Raw genomic sequence first — 15653 nt, 5'->3', positions numbered from 1 at the left:
GCTAAACTTTCCTTGCGGCCCGTCCTGGGTCGCACCTCCCTCCACTGGCGAAGCCAGTTTTACTGCCCGGTCTTCCGGGCTTTTTTTTGCCTGCTCTCCCTACGCGGCTTCGGGCTGGGCCAGCAGCATCCCTTTTGTCTCGATAAACGCAATGACTTCCGCAAGGCCGGCATTGGTCTTGAGATTGGTCATGACAAAAGGCTTCAGGCCCTTGGCCGTGGTGCGCATGCGTATGGTGTCCGCCTGCATCACGCCCAGGTCAGCGCCCACATGTGGGGCCAGGTCGGTTTTATTGATGACGAACAGATCGCTTTTGGTGATGCCCGGCCCGCCTTTGCGCGGAATCTTCTCGCCCGCGGCCACGTCGATCACGTAGATGGTGAGGTCGCTCAGTTCGGGGCTGAAGGTAGCGGCCAGGTTGTCGCCGCCGGATTCGACAAACACGACGTCGGCGTTGGGAAAGTCCACCAGCATGCGGTCTATGGCTTCGAGGTTGATAGAGGCGTCTTCGCGTATGGCGGTGTGCGGGCAGCCGCCGGTTTCCACGCCCATGATGCGTTCAGCGTCCAGCGCGCCGCTGACGGTCAGGATGCGCTGGTCTTCCTTGGTGTAGATGTCGTTGGTGATGGCGACCAGGTCGTATTTGGCCTTCATGCCTTTGCACAGCATTTCAAGCAGGGTGGTTTTGCCGGAACCGACGGGGCCCCCTATGCCGACGCGCAAGGGGGGAAGTTTTTTGGTGCGGTTGGCAATGTGATGCAGGCTCATGGGGGGCTTTGTTGGAATTGCGGTGAGGTTTGCAGTGAAATTTGCAGTGGGAAGTCAGGAGCGGAACAGCCGCGAATACTGGGTTTCATGCTGTGACGAAAGAATGGCCAGCATGGGTGAAAAGGCCTGGCGTTCCTCATCCGGCAACTGCATGGCGGCCTCGACCGCTGCAGGTATGCCGCCGGCAAGGCGCGCCAGCATGCGCTGGCCGGCGCTTTGGCCCAAAGGCACGGATTTGATGGCGGCTTGTGTCATGTTTTCGGCCCAGCCGAAAGCGTAAGCCAGCAGGCAGTCGCGCACGCCTGCCTCGGTCTGTGAAACGGCCAGCGCAAAGGCGACGGGGAAGGTCGGCTGCATCTGCGCGCAGGCCTCAATGTGCGCTGCGCTGGCATCGTCATGGTTGCGCAGCCAGTCCAGCAGGGACCTGCCCATTTGCTCGGCCTGGGCACGCAGTTCGCTGGTTTCCCGGGTTTGCAGCACCCAGGCATTGAGTTGCTGCACGCGCTGCAGGTCGCCCAGGCGCCAGGCGGGAATAGCCTGGGCAATCACCGCCAGGTCACCGCGCGCCAGGCTCAGCTGAAGCTGGTCGGTTAACCAGTCACTTGCTATTATTTCAGTAGCGGGTTGCGCCCGTTCCATGGCGGTTTCAAGCCCTTCCGAGTATGAAAAACCGCCTACCGGCAAGGCCGGAGAGGCCAGCCAGATGAGCTGGAGCAGGCTGGCGGCCGATAGCTGCCCGGCAGGCGCGGCGGACATGTCCATCAACGCGGCCTAGTGTGGCTTGTGCCTGTGGATCTGGATGGCGACCGGCTGGGCTTCGTGGGTGTGGTCGTCATGCCCATGGTTGCAGTCCGGGCCATGCACGTGCGGCGCGGGGCTGGGCTGCGCATGACTGTGGTCATGCCCATGGCTGTGGCCGCCGGCGCTGTAGGCACCGCCTTCAGGCTCGAACGCTTCTTCAACCTCGTTCACGATCAGGTGCATGGCACGCAGCATGTCGGCCAGTACATGGTCGGGTTCAATTTTCAGGTGGTCGGGCTTGAGCTCAATCGGCACATGCCGGTTGCCCAGGTGGTAAGCGGCGCGCGTCAGGTCGAAAGGGGAGCCGTGCGACGGGCAAGCGGTGATGCGGAGCACGGCTTGAGGCGCGGCGATCACTTTGACCATGGAGCCGTCTTCCGCCACCAGCACGTCGCCGCCACGCACCAGCGTGCCGCGCGGCAAAAAAATACCGAGCTGCCGGCCCAGCGAATCGGTACCGTCAAACCGGCTTTTCTGGCGGACGTCCCAGTCAAGCTCGATGCTGGAGGCGCGCTTGACGAGAACAGGCGCAAGGCCCGCGCCCTGCGAAATAACTTTGGAAACCTGGAGCATGGAACCTTAAAACAGGAAATATCGTTGCGTCATCGGCAGGCTGGTGGCCGGCTCGCAGGTCAGCAGCTGGCCGTCTGCGCGCACCAGGTAGGTCTGGGCGTCAACCTCCATCCTGGGCAGATAGGCATTGTGGACCATGTGCTGCTTGCGCACGCCGCGCACGTTTTTCACGGCACTCACGGTCTTGGCCAGGCCGAAGCGTTCCTTGACGCCAGCGTTCAGCCCCGCTTGCGAGACAAAAGTCAGCGAACCTTTGGCAATCGCGCCGCCGAAGCCGCCGAACATGGGGCGGTAGTGCACCGGCTGCGGCGTAGGGATGGAGGCATTCGGGTCACCCATGGCCGCCATGGCGATAAAGCCGCCCTTGAGGATGACTGAAGGCTTGATGCCGAAGAAGGCCGGTTTCCAGACCACCAGGTCGGCCCACTTGCCCAGCTCGACCGATCCGACCTCGTGCGAGATGCCATGGGCAATCGCGGGGTTGATGGTGTATTTGCTGATGTAGCGCTTGGCCCGGAAGTTGTCATGGCGGTCGCTGTCACCGGGCAGCTTGCCGCGCTGCTGCTTCATCTTGTGGGCGGTCTGCCAGGTGCGGATGATGACTTCGCCGACGCGGCCCATGGCCTGGCTGTCACTGCTCATCATGCTGATGGCGCCCAGGTCGTGCAGCACGTCTTCGGCTGCGATGGTTTCCTTGCGGATGCGGCTTTCGGCAAAGGCCAGGTCTTCGGCGATCCCGGCGTCCAGGTGGTGGCACACCATCAGCATGTCGACGTGCTCGTCGAGCGTGTTGACGGTGTAGGGCATGGTCGGGTTGGTGGAGGAGGGCAGGAAGTTCTCCTCGCCCACCACGCGCAGGATGTCAGGCGCATGGCCGCCGCCCGCGCCTTCGGTATGGAAGGCGCACAGGCTGCGGCCTTTGGTGGCGGCAATCGTGTTCTCGACAAAACCCGACTCGTTGAGTGTGTCGCTGTGGATGGCGACCTGTGTGTCGGTTTCTTCCGCAACATCCAGGCAGTTGCTGATGGCCGCGGGCGTGGTGCCCCAGTCCTCGTGCAGCTTCAGGCCAATGACACCAGCGTTGATCTGCTCGTGCAGCGCGGCGGGCAGGCTGGCATTGCCCTTGCCCAGGAAGCCCAGGTTCATCGGAAAGGCGTCGGCTGCCTGCAGCATGCGCTCGATGTTCCAGGGGCCGGGCGTGCAGGTGGTGGCAAAGGTGCCTGTGGCCGGGCCGGTGCCGCCGCCCAGCATGGTGGTGATGCCGGCAGTCAGCGCTTCCTCGATCTGCTGCGGGCAGATGAAATGGATGTGCGAGTCAATGCCGCCGGCCGTGACGATCATGCCTTCGCAGCTGATGATCTCGGTGCCGGGGCCGATGATCATGTCAACGCCGGGCTGGGTGTCGGGGTTGCCGGCCTTGCCGATGGCGGCGATGCGCCCGCCCTTGAGGCCGATGTCGGCCTTGACGATGCCCCAGTGGTCGATGATGAGCGCATTCGTCATCACGCAATCCATCGCGCCTTCGGCACGGGTTTTTTGCGACTGGGCCATGCCGTCGCGTATGGTCTTGCCGCCGCCGAATTTGACTTCCTCGCCGTAGCTGCCGGCGCGCAAGGTGTAGTCGGCTTCGACTTCGACCACCAATTCGGTGTCGGCCAGCCGAAGGCGGTCACCGACCGTGGGGCCGAACATTTCCGCGTAGGCGCGGCGACCAATGGTTGCCATTAGAGTTTTCCTTGGATCAGGCCGCGAAAGCCGTAGATGTTTCGATCACCCGAGAAGTCCACCAACTCGACAGTACGCTGCTGCCCCGGCTCAAAGCGCACCGCCGTACCCGACGCGATGTTCAGCCGCATGCCGCGCGCGGCATCACGGTCAAAGCCAAGCGCACCGTTGGTTTCGGCGAAGTGGTAATGCGAGCCGACCTGTATGGGCCGGTCTGCCGTGTTCTGCACCACGACGGTCAGCGTGCGCCGGCCTGCGTTGAGTACGTGGTCGGGGCCATCGGTGATGAGTTCGCCGGGAATCATGGTGCGCCTCAGGCCAGTTGGGCGAGCAGGGTCACGCCGAAGAGGGCGACGGCGGCGCCAGCCGCGCGCGGCAGCCAGACGCTGGCGCTGCGCAGCGCCCAGCCCGCAGCCAGGCCCGCCAGGTGCAGCAGCAGCGTCGCGGCCAGCATGCCCGACAGCGTGGCCCAGGCGCTGGGAGCTTGAGCCAGTTCATAACCGTGGGCCAGGCCATGGAAGACGGCGAACACACCGACGATGAGGGCGGCCGCGATACCCGGCACATGCCAGCGCGTCGCGACCAGCAGCCCCGTGACCAGCAGCGAAGCCGCGATCATGGGCTCGACGGCGGGAATCTGCAGACCCTGCAGGCCCAGCAGGGCGCCTGCCAGCAGCATGCCGGCAAAGCCCAGCGGGCCCCACAACAGCCCGGGCCCGGCACGCCGCGCGGCCAGCGCGCTCCACAGGCCCACGGCCACCATGGCCGCGAGGTGGTCCATGCCTGTCAGTGGATGGATGAAGCCGCTGAAGAAGGCGCTGGCGTGGTCATGCGCCACAGCGCCGGAATGATGGTCAATATGGGCGCTAGCGCCCGCCGACAGTGCGCAAGCAGCTATCAAAAAAAGAGCATTTTTGGCTTTGATTTGCATGGTGGCGATCTCGGGTAATACTTAAACAATCGGCTGGTGCACGGTGACCAGCTTGGTACCGTCGGGAAAGGTCGCTTCGACCTGGATGTCGGGGATCAGCTCGGGGATGCCGTCCATCACATCGGCGCGGGTCAGCACCGTGCGGCCCTCGCTCATCAACTGGGCGACGGATTTGCCGTCGCGGGCGCCTTCCATGACGGCGGCGCTGATGAGCGCTACGGACTCGGGGTAGTTGAGCTTGAGGCCACGGGCGCGGCGCCTTTCGGCCAGCAGGGCAGCGGTAAAAATAAGGAGCTTGTCTTTTTCTCGGGGCGTCAATTCCATGGGGCTCTCTCAGGGCAGGCTGCCGGCTTGGGGATGCTTGCCGGGGTGCAAGAATGGTGCCACAAGAGCCTGGAGAGGCCAAGGCTCGGCCCTCCGGTTGGGGTCATGGCATAGAACCTGCACCGCTGTACGGTTCCCCACTCCGCGCTCGCGCATTTGCCCCACCCCCATGGACGCACCGGCTACGCCACCGCTACCGCCACTTCCTGCCGATGCGTCCGATGCGGCGGCCTTTGCCACGCCCGGGTCAGGCAACGACGCGCCGGTGCAGCGCATCATCAAGGTCAGGCGCGACTACAACAGCTGGGTGGCGAGCGAAACCATGGAAGACTACGCGTTGCGTTTCACGCCGCAGCGCTTTCGCAAGTGGTCCGAGTGGCGGGTTGCCAACACCGCGTTCGGCGCGGCTTCTTTCCTGATCCTTGAAGCCGTGGGCGCCACGCTGCTGGTGAAGTACGGGTTTACCAACGCCTTCTGGGCGATCATGGCCACCGGGCTCATCATTTTCATGGCGGGCCTGCCCATCAGCATTTACGCGGCGCGCTATGGCGTCGACATGGACTTGCTGACGCGCGGCGCCGGTTTCGGCTATATCGGCTCCACGCTGACCTCGCTGATCTACGCCTCATTTACCTTTATCTTTTTTGCGCTGGAAGCGGCGGTCATGGCTTACGCGCTGGACCTCGCCCTGGGTATCCCGCCCAGCTGGGGTTACCTGATCTGCGCGCTAGTGGTTATTCCACTGGTAACCCACGGCGTCTCCGCAATCTCCCGCCTGCAGGTCTGGACGCAGCCCTTGTGGCTGGTCATGCTGGTGGTGCCTTTTGTTTATGTCTTTCTGCGCGATCCCGGTGCGTTTTCGGGTGTTCTGCACTACGGAGGGGAGACTGGAACAAACGGCGAATTCAATTTGCACCTGTTTGGTGCTGCTTTGACGGTCGGAATCGCACTGATTACCCAAATGGGCGAGCAAGCCGACTATTTGCGCTTCATGCCGGTGCAGACAGAGGCCAACCGCTGGCGATGGTGGGCGGGTGTGCTGGCGGGCGGGCCTGGCTGGGTGTTACTCGGCGTGGTGAAGATGCTAGGCGGCGCTTTGCTGGCCTATCTGGCCATTTCCAACATGGTGCCGCTGGACCGGGCCGTAGACCCCAACCAGATGTACCTTGCGGCCTACGAGTATGTCTTTCCGAATTACGGCATGGCGGTGGCGGCCACGGCGCTGTTCGTGGTGGTGTCGCAGCTCAAGATCAATGTGACCAACGCGTACGCTGGCTCCCTCGCGTGGTCGAATTTTTTCTCGCGCATCACGCACAGCCACCCCGGGCGGGTGGTCTGGGTGGTGTTCAACACGCTCATTGCCTTCATGCTGATGGAGATGAATGTGTTCCAGGCACTGGGCGACGTGTTGGGGCTGTATTCGAACATCGCCATCGCCTGGGTGATGGCTGTCGTCGCCGACCTGGTCGTCAACAAACCCTTGGGTCTTTCTCCCAAAGGTATTGAGTTCAAGCGGGCTCACCTGTATGACATCAACCCGGTCGGCGTGGGCGCCATGGCGCTGGCTTCGCTCTTGTCGGTCACAGCGCATCTGGGGCTTTACGGCGAAACGGCGCGGGCTTTTTCCGCGGTGATCGCCATGGGTACTGCATTTGTGGCCGCACCCTTGATCGCCTGGGCGACCCAGGGCCGTTACTACATTGCGCGCAGCTCCGGAGCGACTGCTTCCGACGGTTCCTACAAGCGCTATGCGACGCAGCAGTGTGTCATTTGCGAACGCGCCTACGAAGGCCCGGACATGGCGCACTGCCCCGCCTACCAGGGCCCCATCTGCTCGCTGTGCTGCACGCTGGACGCGCGCTGCGGCGACCTGTGCAAGCCGCACGCCAGCCTCTCGGCGCAGTGGTCCGGTGCGCTGCGCTGGCTGCTGCCGCGCCGCACCTGGCCTTACCTGGATACGGGCCTGGGCCATTTCCTGCTGCTCATGCTCATCATCGTGCCGCTGCTGGCCAGCGTGTTCGGCCTGCTGTACCACCAGGAAATCAGCGCGCTGGCGGACATCGAACCCTCTGAGCCGGCTTTGCGTTCAGGTTTCATGAAGGCGTACATGGCCTTGCTGGTCATCGCCGGCCTGGTGGCCTGGTGGTTGGTGCTGGCGCATAAAAGCCGCCAGGTGGCCCAGGAAGAATCGAACCGCCAGACTCATTTGCTGATGCGGGAGATCGAGTCGCACCGGCAAACAGACGAGGCGCTGCAACAGGCCAGGCTGGTGGCAGAAGAGGCCCGTCGCCATGCCGACCAGGCCAACCAGGCGAAAAGCCGTTATATCAGCGCCATCAGCCACGAATTGCGCACGCCGCTCAACAGCATCCTGGGTTACGCGCAGCTGATGGGTGAAGACAACGCCATACCGCCGCACCGCAAACAGGCCGTCAGCGTCATCAAGCGCGGGGGCGAACACCTGCTCTCGCTGATCGAGGGAACGCTCGATATTGCCCGCATCGAGGCGGGCAAGCTCACGTTGAATGTCAAGCCCATGCATTTCGCCGACTGTGTGCACGAGATGGCCGGCATGTTCGAGCTGCAGGCCGCCGCCAAGGGTCTCGGGTTCCGCTTTGAGACCAGCGGTCATCTGCCGGAGCTGGTGCGGGCCGATGAGAAACGCGTTCGGCAGATTCTCATCAATTTGCTGGGCAACGCCATCAAGTTTACGGCGCAGGGCCAGGTGATTTTCAGGTTACGCCATGCGCGCGAGATGGCTTACATCGACATTGAAGATACCGGCCCGGGCATGGGTGAGGCGGAGTTGTCCCGGATTTTTGAGCCTTTTGCGCGGGGGGCTACAGCCGGCCAAAGCGCGGAAGGCACACCGGGCGCCGGTTTGGGATTGACGATTGCCAAGATGCTGACCGACCTGATGGGTGGCGAGATGACGGTGGTCAGCACCCCGGGCGAAGGCTCGATTTTCCGCATCCGGCTGTTTTTGCCCGAAGTGCACATGGCCGCAGGGGCCGTCAAGGATGCCGCCACCAAACCGGCAAGGCGCCAGCCGCGCGGCTATGACGGGGCCCGCCGCAAGCTGCTGGTAGTCGACAACGAAGAGCCTGACCGTGAACTGCTGGTGCAACTGCTTGAGCCCATGGGGTTTGAATTGCGTACCGCCGCCAGCGGTCACGATTGCATGGACCTGCTGGCCAGCGGGTACCGGCCCGACGTGATCTTTATGGATCTGGCCATGCCGGGGATTGATGGCTGGGAAACCCTGCGCCGTGTGCGTGCGTCGGGGCATGAGGACATCCACCTCGCCATTGTTTCCGCCAACGCATTCGACAAGGGCGCCGAGAACGATGCCGGCATCCTTCCCGAGGACTTCATCCTCAAACCGGTGCGCCACACCGAATTGATTGACTGGCTTGAACGCCGGCTGAGCCTCAAGTGGCGCTATGACCTTCCTGCGGACGCCGCCGCCCCTGTGGTCCAGGCCGTGCCGCCGCGTGTACTGCCCGATGCGTCTCAACTCGCGGCGCTGCTCGAGGTGGTCAATCTCGGGTTTTACCGGGGCATCATGAACAACCTGGCAGAGATTGAAAGGCAGCGGCCGGAGGCCGCGGCCTTTGTGGACGAAATGCGCGTGCTGGCGCGGCAATTTCAGTTTGAAGCCATGGGCCGCCAGCTAGCGAACAAGGAGACGGGCCATGAGCAGCGTGCTTGACGATGGACCAACGCTGGATCGAAAACTGGACCGCACACTGGACCGGGCCAACAGCGATATCGTGCTGATTGTGGACGACGTGCCCGACAACCTGTCGGTCCTGCACGATGCGCTCGATGAATCAGGCTATACCGTCCTTGTGGCCACCAGTGGCGAGGCAGCTCTGCAGCGTGCGCTGCAGGCTTTGCCCGACATCGTTTTGCTCGACGCCATGATGCCCGGGATGGACGGCTTCGAAGTTGCCAAGCGCCTGAAGGCCATGGCTGAAACGGCGCACATCCCCATTATTTTCATGACCGGCCTCACGGAAACCGAATACCTCGTGGCAGCCCTGGAAGCTGGGGGGGTGGACTACGTCACCAAGCCGATCAAGCCCAAGGAAGTGATGGCGCGCATGGGCGTGCATTTGCAGGGCGCCCGCCGTGCCAGGCAGGAAGCGCGGCAGGCGGGGCAAGCACGCAACGCGCTGGACGCTTTCGGCTACGCCAGCATCACGGTGCGCATGGGCGGTGAGGCAGACGGGAAATTGATCTGGCAGACGCCGCTGGCGCGCGACCTGCTCATGCGCTACTACGGCACGTCCGCGCCGCAAACACCCGAGCCGGTACTTGACTGGCTGCGCAGGCACATGGCAGAGGCCGAACGACAAGTCGAGCCGCCGCGCCTGGCGGTGGAGCTTGGCCCGCGGCGCCTGACCTTCCGGCTGCACCAGCAGACCGGCGACGGGGACCGCGGCGGTGACTGGCTGATTGTCATGCGCGAAATTTCCGACGACGCAGTGGTGGAAGCCATGAGCCTGAGCTTCAAGCTCACTGCCCGCGAAGCCGAAGTGCTGTATTGGGTGGTCAAGGGCAAAACCAACCGGGATATCGGCGATATCCTGGGTTCCAGCCCGGCGACGGTGAAAAAGCACCTGGAACGGGTCTACGCGAAGCTGGGTGTGGAAACCCGCACCGCTGCCGCGGGTATGGCGATGAACCGCATACGGCAGCTGCACCCGCAGTTTGAGGGCTAGATATGGCCCCCACGGTCGCTCACTGCGTGTAGCTTCCTGCCCCCCAAGGGGGCCGCTGCGCCTGCGGCCCGGCAAAGCCGGTTCCGCGGCCCCTGCTTGCAAGAAGAAGGGCTGCCTGGCGCTGCATGAGGGGCAAAAATGGAGCCCCCCCGCGTTCGTTCGCTGCGCGTAACTCTCTGCCCCCCGGGGCCGCTGCGCCTGCGGCCCCTGCTTGCCAAGAAGAGCGGTTTGCGATGGCCGTATCAGGTAAAAAGCGTGATTCGCGCCGGGCGGTTACAATAAGAGCTTCGGTAAAGCATCAGCTTTTTTCATCGAGGCCTTTTCCCAACAGGCTTCCTTCTCAATTGCGGCGCTTCCCAGAGCCCGAATCCACAGTGTTTTCAGTGCCCATACAGCCCTGAACCCTCTCAACACTGTTCCGTTTTTCCAGCGAGCACTATTCCCGACAGTGCCACGCATGGCTCAACCAGCCCAGCCCCTGACAAGGGCCAGGTGGGTGGACACCGAACACCCGCCGGCTTGCTCGCAAGCCGATTACTCCTTATTTATCAAGCCGGGACACATACCCGGCACGGAATTTTTATGAACGTAGATCACACCAAAATCGCGGTGGGCAAGTACCTTGTCTCACCACTGGCCAAGCAGCAAGGCGAACGCTACGCTGCATCGGTCTCCATCCGCTCCGGACGCGGCAGCGCCACGCATGACCGCGTGATGCGCTTCAGCGGCCTCTTTGACAGCGCGGCTGCGGCCGTGCATTACGCGACGGAACATGCCCTCGGCTGGATCCACGAGCGTTCGACGCCGGCCTGCGCATAAGCCTTGCCAGCCCTTACAACAGACATCACTGACAATTTTTCCAATTCCCTAGGAGTTACATCATGGCCAAAGAAGAACTGATTGAAATGCATGGGCTGGTAGACGAAGTGTTGCCTGATTCGCGCTTTCGCGTCACGCTCGACAACGGCCATAAGCTCGTGGCTTACACCTCGGGCAAGATGCGCAAGAACCACATCCGCATTCTTGCGGGTGACCAGGTGTCGCTGGAGCTCTCGCCTTACGACCTGAGCAAAGGCCGCATCACCTTCCGCCATATCGCAGGTCGCGGCCCAGGCCCGGCACCGCGTCAGGCCCGCTAAAACGGCGACTAGCCGCAGCATCAAACACAAAGCCCGGCAGGTGGAGTTTCTCCGCCTGCCGGGCTTTGTTGTTTGTGGTTTGCGATTTGTTTCAGTGGCGGCTGGCTGCCATGTGCTCGGTCTTCTGGTCCAGCAGCACCTCGGGCTCCTGGGCTTCAATCCAGCTCTCGTTGTTGAGCCCGGCCTTCAGCCGCTCGGTGTCCAACTCATTCGTCCATTTGGCGACCACTATCGTGGCTACGCCATTGCCGATCAGGTTGGTCAGCGCCCGCGCTTCCGACATAAAGCGGTCAATCCCCAGAATCAGCGCCAGCCCGGCCACAGGCACGGTACCCACCGCCGACAACGTGGCGGCCAGCACAATGAAGCCGCTACCGGTGATGCCTGCAGCGCCTTTCGAAGTCAGCAACAGCACCGCCAGCAGCGTGAGTTCCTGCGTGAGGGTCATTGGCGTGTTGGTGGCCTGTGCGATGAACACCGCCGCCATCGTGAGATAGATCGAGGTGCCGTCCAGGTTGAAGGAATAACCGGTCGGGATCACCAGTCCCACAGTGGTCTTCTTTGCGCCCAGGTTCTCCATCTTCTCCATCATGCGCGGCAGCACGGACTCAGACGACGAGGTGCCCAGCACGATCAGCAGCTCTTCCTTGATGTACTTGATGAACTTCCAGATGCTGAAGCCGTGAATGCGCGCAATGGTGCCCAGAACCACGAAGATGAAGATCAGGCAGGTCGCATAGAAAGCCGCCATCAGCTTGCCGAGCGACACCAGGCTGTCCACGCCATAAGCGCCTATGGTGAAGGCCATTGCGCCGAAAGCGCCTATGGGTGCCACCTTCATGATGAAGCCGACAATGGTGAACAGCACGTGCGAGGTTTTCTCGACGAAGTCGAAGACCAGCGTGCCGCGTCCGCCGAAACGGTGCAACGCGAAGCCGAACATCACCGCGATCAGCAGCACCTGCAGGATTTCACCCTTGGCGAAGGCATCCACCACGGTGGATGGAATGATGTTCATGATGAAGTCGGTTGTACCGACCATCTTCCCGGGGCCGGTATAGGCCGCGATGGCCTTGGTGTCCAGCGTGGACACGTCGACATTCATGCCTTCGCCCGGCTTGAACACGTTGACCAGGACCAGCCCGATGATCAGCGCGAAGGTGCTGACGACTTCAAAGTACAGCAGCGCCAGGCCGCCGGTCTTGCCGACCTTCTTCATGTCTTCCATGCCGGCGATGCCGATCACGACGGTGCAGAAGATGATGGGTGCGATCATCATCTTGATGAGCTTGATGAAGCCGTCGCCCAGCGGCTTCATGAGTTTTCCGGCCTCAGGGTAAAAGTGCCCCAGCAGTACACCGGCGATCACTGCGCAGATCACCTGGAAGTAGAGCGATTTGTAAAGGGGGGGCTTGCGGCTTGTCTTCGTTGTCGTTGTGCTTGTCATGGCCGGGTCGCATCAGCGAATGCGCGGGTTGTGGGAGACGGGTTCAATATAGCCCCGCCACGCGATTTGTCCATGTGGGAAACCACAGATAACAAATCTTTACGCCGCCGCGGCGTAAGCTCAGCCGGCCGGGCTGCCGCTGCCGCTGCCCGCGGCCGGCGGGCGGGACATCCACGCAATCAGTGACGAGCGCATGGCTTCTTCCACCGACATGTCGATGGGCTGTACCCACTCCGTCGGCACAAACACCGTGTAGCCGCCGATCATGTAACCCATGGGCAAATAAACTGCAACACGCTCACCCGGAAGGAATCCGGAAGGCAGGTCGGCAAAGCTGCGGCGTGTGATCAGGCCCACGATTTCCATTGCATGCCCAGGCATGCGCAATATCACCACGCTTTGCTCGCCCTGCTTTCCCGAAGGTGAAAAGTAGTCGGCAAAACTCTTGAGAGACGAGTAGATGCTTTTGACCACCGGCAAATTGGTAAAAGGCAATTCCGCAAAAGACAGCACTTTGCGCACACTTTGCTGCGACACCAGAAAGCCGATCGCAAGGATGGTCAGGATGCCGAACGCCAGGCCCATCCCGGGTATATAAAAGCCGCCGATGAGAGGGCGCAGTATCCACAGGGCGGCAGTTTCCATCCATGCCAGGAAGATATAGAGGAGGTATACCGTCAATGCCACCGGCAGGATGGTGATGAGGCCACGAAAGAAATATTTATAGAGGCTTTTCATGGGCTTTTCATGGGCTTTTCGTTGGCTTTTCGTTACGGGCGCGTTGCGCACGGTGCATTTTTCTGGCTAGCCTGCAATATAACCATTTCGCATGACGCACCTCGCCAGGGGTTGTCGGTCTTCTCCTACATTTTTGCGGTACTAATCACTGCGATGTGTCACTGTCTCGTGCTTAAACTACTGTCGCAGTGATGCCACTGCCCATTGCTGCTTCCCAAAGAAATCAATCAACCCCGACAGTCTCAAGCCCAGCGCTGACATGAACCCCGACTCAGGTCTTCTTCCCGCTCACATCGTGCTTGCATCTGAGCAGGTGCCGATGCTGAAAGTTACCTTTCATTCCCTTGATATTTTTCGGCTGCGCTATCAACTGCGCAACAACGTCATGCCCGGCCATCACGGCCTTTTTATAGGATATTTATGAGCCAATCCACGCTGGTCAATGCACAGCTCAATGCCCCCTTGCGTTCCCTTGCCCTGACAGTCGAAGAGCGCGCCCCGGGTGAATTTTGCTGGCGCATTCTGGAGAGTCAGGCGGATCCCCTGGTGTTTGAATCGGTGTCCTGCTCCGAGATCAGTTTTGCCGCATATGACACTGCGTTGGCCACCGGTTACGGCGAACTGCAGCGCCTGGTTGGCCCCGACCTGCAATACGGCCCGCGCAGCGACCAGCCGCAACAGGTCGATCTTTTCGGTGCGGCCAGTTCTGTGAAGAAAAATATGGCGGCCGGCAGCCCGGAAATCCGCCCTGCAAGGGACGCCGGCATCAAGCCCGGTGCAGTGCCTGCGTGAAACCCGATCTGCAAGCGGAGTACGTGCGGCTCCGCGCACAGCTTAAAGCCTTGCAGGAGGCACCGGTAAAGGATTTTCCACGCATCGATCAGCTCATCAATGAGCTTGAGAAAATTCAGCTGGCCATCAAGGCCGGGCACGGCCTCAAGGGCAACAACCCCAACGAATAGTGCTGAACCGTCACGGCATATCCCAGGTACGGCACGCGCAGAAAATCCTGGCGGCATCCGGTCCGTGAATCAGGGCAAGGGTGTTTGTTTCGGCTCGGTGCGTAGCATTTTGTGACCTCGCTTGTCCTACATGACAGGCCGTACCGGACCGACGCCGCGCACCACTCTCCCCCCGTAAATTGGATTTAGCTGGCAATACGGCCAGCCATTTACCAACCCTGATTGCCTGTGACGGGCATGACTTAAGGAGCAAGACATGAAATTTTCCAAATCCCTGGCCTCTGCCGTAGCCGCCGCCGCCGTCGTGAGCACCATTGGCCTGGCATATGCCCAGACCGAAACCCCCACGGCACCGGCTGCGCCTGCAGAATCGTCCGGCCAGACCATGCAAAACCAGGACACCACCACCCCTAGCAGTGCGGCACCCGCCACCACGACAGAAAGCAACACGGCTGGCTTCCAGACCGAGCGTCCAGCACAAGCTGACCGCAATTAAACCCAGACCGTCATGCGCCCTGGTGTGACGCCGCTCCGGTTTGCCATGTCTTTTAAGGCACGGCTTCCGGAGCGTTTTCACATGGCGGCCGGATCGTCCTTGTTGTTTTAGCACAGGCCATGCGTCGTCTTTTCATGAACGTGTTTGCGTCGCCCACGCCCCCGGCCGGCGATGGGCCCGACACCAGTCGTGCAGACGTCCTCGACGGCATCAAGCAAGGCATCTTGCTGGGCGCGGCACTGCTTGTCCTGACATTGCCGCTTTTTCATGCCCGTCCGGTTTCCTCTCCGGCCCTGAACCCTGTTCCTTCCAGCACCTTGCAGCTGGCACCGGCTTTGCGCTTTGCCGATTTTGGTGAAGAGACCGCGTCGGATGAGGCGCGGCAGGTCGCCAATTGGGTAGTTGCCTCCGGGGACAACCGCAGGCTTTTCTTTGTCATCCTCGACAAGATAAATACCAAGGTATTTGTTTTCGAACCCTCCGGCAAGTTGCGCAGCGCCACGCCCGTGCTGATCGGTGCGGCGGTCGGCGATGATTCCGTGACCGGTATCGGCGGGCGGCCCATTGCGCAGGTGCAACCCCACGAACGCACTACACCGGCGGGCCGGTTTATGGGGGAGCCTGGCCGCAACACCTTGGGCGAAGATGTTGTCTGGGTGGATTACGAGGCGGCTGTTTCCATGCACCGCGTACGGACACTGGAGCCCAAAGAGCATCGGCTGGAACGGCTTGCGTCTCCCGGTACCGAGGACAACCGTATTTCCTACGGGTGCATCAACATGCCCGTGGCATTTTTCGAAGATGTACTCAAGCCCGCGTTCAATGCGAGCTATGGCGTGATTTACGTTTTGCCGGAAATCAAACCACTGGCTGAGGTTTTTCCTGCCGCCCACGCGCTTGCCGCAAAACAGGGTCTGCGCCCCGCGGCCTGACCCGCCTGTTCGCTCCTTCGATCACCGCTCGCGCAGAGTGAGTTGTAACAACCCCTGACGTACTGTTGCGCGCTCGCATCTTCAATGCGA

18 protein-coding genes are annotated in these 15653 nt (G+C 61.7%); 9 read left to right on the top strand and 9 right to left on the bottom strand.

The window, feature by feature from the left end; all coding sequences use genetic code 11:
- Positions 1 to 99 precede the first annotated feature (99 nt).
- The 7 genes from ureG to AC1D11_RS11475 are packed head-to-tail and all read right to left on the bottom strand — an operon-like array spanning position 100 to position 5122.
- Positions 100 to 768, bottom strand: coding sequence for an urease accessory protein UreG (gene ureG, locus AC1D11_RS11505; protein WP_477649008.1), 669 nt, complete (start codon positions 766 to 768; stop codon positions 100 to 102).
- Between the two features lie 54 nt (positions 769 to 822).
- A complete protein-coding gene (locus AC1D11_RS11500; RefSeq protein WP_477651043.1) occupies positions 823 to 1524 on the bottom strand; it encodes an urease accessory protein UreF in 702 nt (233 codons plus the stop codon).
- Positions 1525 to 1539: 15 nt separating this feature from the next.
- Positions 1540 to 2142, bottom strand: a complete 603-nt coding sequence (gene ureE, locus AC1D11_RS11495) for an urease accessory protein UreE (protein ID WP_477649007.1) — start codon at positions 2140 to 2142, stop codon at positions 1540 to 1542.
- A 6-nt stretch (positions 2143 to 2148) separates the two neighbouring features.
- On the bottom strand, positions 2149 to 3867 hold the full coding sequence (gene ureC, locus AC1D11_RS11490) for an urease subunit alpha (RefSeq protein ID WP_477649006.1): 1719 nt from the start codon (positions 3865 to 3867) through the stop codon (positions 2149 to 2151).
- Positions 3867 to 4172 carry an urease subunit beta gene (locus AC1D11_RS11485; RefSeq protein WP_477649005.1) on the bottom strand — a complete coding sequence of 102 codons (306 nt, stop codon included), beginning with the start codon at positions 4170 to 4172 and terminating at the stop codon, positions 3867 to 3869. The genes ureC and AC1D11_RS11485 overlap by 1 nt, the downstream gene beginning before the upstream one ends.
- A gap of 8 nt (positions 4173 to 4180) precedes the next feature.
- Complete coding sequence (locus AC1D11_RS11480; RefSeq protein ID WP_477649004.1) at positions 4181 to 4798, bottom strand: HupE/UreJ family protein; 618 nt, start codon at positions 4796 to 4798, stop codon at positions 4181 to 4183.
- Positions 4799 to 4819: 21 nt separating this feature from the next.
- The gene (locus tag AC1D11_RS11475) at positions 4820 to 5122 is read right to left on the bottom strand and encodes an urease subunit gamma (RefSeq protein WP_007874763.1); all 303 of its coding nucleotides are present in this window, start codon (positions 5120 to 5122) and stop codon (positions 4820 to 4822) included.
- A gap of 169 nt (positions 5123 to 5291) precedes the next feature.
- Between AC1D11_RS11475 and AC1D11_RS11470 the strand changes: the two genes are divergently transcribed.
- The 4 genes from AC1D11_RS11470 (at position 5292) to infA (ending at position 10988) form a co-directional block, all read left to right on the top strand.
- On the top strand, positions 5292 to 8834 hold the full coding sequence (locus tag AC1D11_RS11470) for a hybrid sensor histidine kinase/response regulator (RefSeq protein WP_477649003.1): 3543 nt from the start codon (positions 5292 to 5294) through the stop codon (positions 8832 to 8834).
- The gene (locus AC1D11_RS11465) at positions 8818 to 9849 is read left to right on the top strand and encodes a response regulator (protein ID WP_477649002.1); all 1032 of its coding nucleotides are present in this window, start codon (positions 8818 to 8820) and stop codon (positions 9847 to 9849) included. The genes AC1D11_RS11470 and AC1D11_RS11465 overlap by 17 nt, the downstream gene beginning before the upstream one ends.
- 582 nt (positions 9850 to 10431) lie before the next feature.
- Entirely contained in the window at positions 10432 to 10668 is a 237-nt protein-coding gene (locus tag AC1D11_RS11460; protein ID WP_411879702.1) for a hypothetical protein, read from the top strand.
- A gap of 62 nt (positions 10669 to 10730) precedes the next feature.
- The gene (infA, locus tag AC1D11_RS11455) at positions 10731 to 10988 is read left to right on the top strand and encodes a translation initiation factor IF-1 (RefSeq protein WP_092132708.1); all 258 of its coding nucleotides are present in this window, start codon (positions 10731 to 10733) and stop codon (positions 10986 to 10988) included.
- A gap of 91 nt (positions 10989 to 11079) precedes the next feature.
- On the opposite strand, the gene AC1D11_RS11450 is transcribed toward infA, so the two are convergent.
- Positions 11080 to 12435, bottom strand: coding sequence for a dicarboxylate/amino acid:cation symporter (locus tag AC1D11_RS11450; RefSeq protein WP_477649001.1), 1356 nt, complete (start codon positions 12433 to 12435; stop codon positions 11080 to 11082).
- A gap of 120 nt (positions 12436 to 12555) precedes the next feature.
- Positions 12556 to 13173, bottom strand: a complete 618-nt coding sequence (locus AC1D11_RS11445; protein ID WP_477649000.1) for a DUF502 domain-containing protein — start codon at positions 13171 to 13173, stop codon at positions 12556 to 12558.
- 259 nt (positions 13174 to 13432) lie between these two features.
- On the opposite strand from AC1D11_RS11445, the gene AC1D11_RS11440 reads away from it, so the two are divergent.
- The 5 genes from AC1D11_RS11440 to AC1D11_RS11420 all read left to right on the top strand — a co-directional run bounded on the left by AC1D11_RS11440 (position 13433) and on the right by AC1D11_RS11420 (position 15563).
- Positions 13433 to 13597, top strand: coding sequence for a hypothetical protein (locus tag AC1D11_RS11440; RefSeq protein ID WP_477648999.1), 165 nt, complete (start codon positions 13433 to 13435; stop codon positions 13595 to 13597).
- Positions 13594 to 13965, top strand: coding sequence for a hypothetical protein (locus AC1D11_RS11435; RefSeq protein WP_477648998.1), 372 nt, complete (start codon positions 13594 to 13596; stop codon positions 13963 to 13965). The genes AC1D11_RS11440 and AC1D11_RS11435 overlap by 4 nt, the downstream gene beginning before the upstream one ends.
- Complete coding sequence (locus AC1D11_RS11430) at positions 13962 to 14135, top strand: hypothetical protein (protein WP_477648997.1); 174 nt, start codon at positions 13962 to 13964, stop codon at positions 14133 to 14135. The genes AC1D11_RS11435 and AC1D11_RS11430 overlap by 4 nt, the downstream gene beginning before the upstream one ends.
- A 256-nt stretch (positions 14136 to 14391) precedes the next feature.
- Entirely contained in the window at positions 14392 to 14631 is a 240-nt protein-coding gene (locus tag AC1D11_RS11425) for a hypothetical protein (RefSeq protein ID WP_457282139.1), read from the top strand.
- A 119-nt stretch (positions 14632 to 14750) separates the two neighbouring features.
- On the top strand, positions 14751 to 15563 hold the full coding sequence (locus AC1D11_RS11420) for a hypothetical protein (RefSeq protein WP_477648996.1): 813 nt from the start codon (positions 14751 to 14753) through the stop codon (positions 15561 to 15563).
- Positions 15564 to 15653: the final 90 nt, after the last annotated feature.

This window comes from Polaromonas sp. P1_E11 (assembly GCF_056405995.1).
This window is presented reverse-complemented; position numbering and strand designations above follow the sequence as displayed.

Excerpts from the sequence above, each read along its gene's own strand:
- AC1D11_RS11460 (WP_411879702.1), top strand. The coding sequence starts at position 10,432 with ATGAACGTAGATCACACCAAAATCGCGGTGGGCAAGTACCTTGTCTCA.
- AC1D11_RS11435 (WP_477648998.1), top strand. The coding sequence starts at position 13,594 with ATGAGCCAATCCACGCTGGTCAATGCACAGCTCAATGCCCCCTTGCGT.
- ureC (WP_477649006.1), bottom strand. The coding sequence starts at position 3,867 with ATGGCAACCATTGGTCGCCGCGCCTACGCGGAAATGTTCGGCCCCACG.
- AC1D11_RS11475 (WP_007874763.1), bottom strand. The coding sequence starts at position 5,122 with ATGGAATTGACGCCCCGAGAAAAAGACAAGCTCCTTATTTTTACCGCT.
- AC1D11_RS11425 (WP_457282139.1), top strand. The coding sequence starts at position 14,392 with ATGAAATTTTCCAAATCCCTGGCCTCTGCCGTAGCCGCCGCCGCCGTC.
- AC1D11_RS11485 (WP_477649005.1), bottom strand. The coding sequence starts at position 4,172 with ATGATTCCCGGCGAACTCATCACCGATGGCCCCGACCACGTACTCAAC.
- AC1D11_RS11440 (WP_477648999.1), top strand. The coding sequence starts at position 13,433 with ATGAACCCCGACTCAGGTCTTCTTCCCGCTCACATCGTGCTTGCATCT.
- AC1D11_RS11420 (WP_477648996.1), top strand. The coding sequence starts at position 14,751 with ATGCGTCGTCTTTTCATGAACGTGTTTGCGTCGCCCACGCCCCCGGCC.
- infA (WP_092132708.1), top strand. The coding sequence starts at position 10,731 with ATGGCCAAAGAAGAACTGATTGAAATGCATGGGCTGGTAGACGAAGTG.
- AC1D11_RS11465 (WP_477649002.1), top strand. The coding sequence starts at position 8,818 with ATGAGCAGCGTGCTTGACGATGGACCAACGCTGGATCGAAAACTGGAC.
- AC1D11_RS11500 (WP_477651043.1), bottom strand. The coding sequence starts at position 1,524 with ATGTCCGCCGCGCCTGCCGGGCAGCTATCGGCCGCCAGCCTGCTCCAG.
- ureG (WP_477649008.1), bottom strand. The coding sequence starts at position 768 with ATGAGCCTGCATCACATTGCCAACCGCACCAAAAAACTTCCCCCCTTG.
- AC1D11_RS11470 (WP_477649003.1), top strand. The coding sequence starts at position 5,292 with ATGGACGCACCGGCTACGCCACCGCTACCGCCACTTCCTGCCGATGCG.
- AC1D11_RS11480 (WP_477649004.1), bottom strand. The coding sequence starts at position 4,798 with ATGCAAATCAAAGCCAAAAATGCTCTTTTTTTGATAGCTGCTTGCGCA.
- AC1D11_RS11450 (WP_477649001.1), bottom strand. The coding sequence starts at position 12,435 with ATGACAAGCACAACGACAACGAAGACAAGCCGCAAGCCCCCCCTTTAC.
- ureE (WP_477649007.1), bottom strand. The coding sequence starts at position 2,142 with ATGCTCCAGGTTTCCAAAGTTATTTCGCAGGGCGCGGGCCTTGCGCCT.
- AC1D11_RS11445 (WP_477649000.1), bottom strand. The coding sequence starts at position 13,173 with ATGAAAAGCCTCTATAAATATTTCTTTCGTGGCCTCATCACCATCCTG.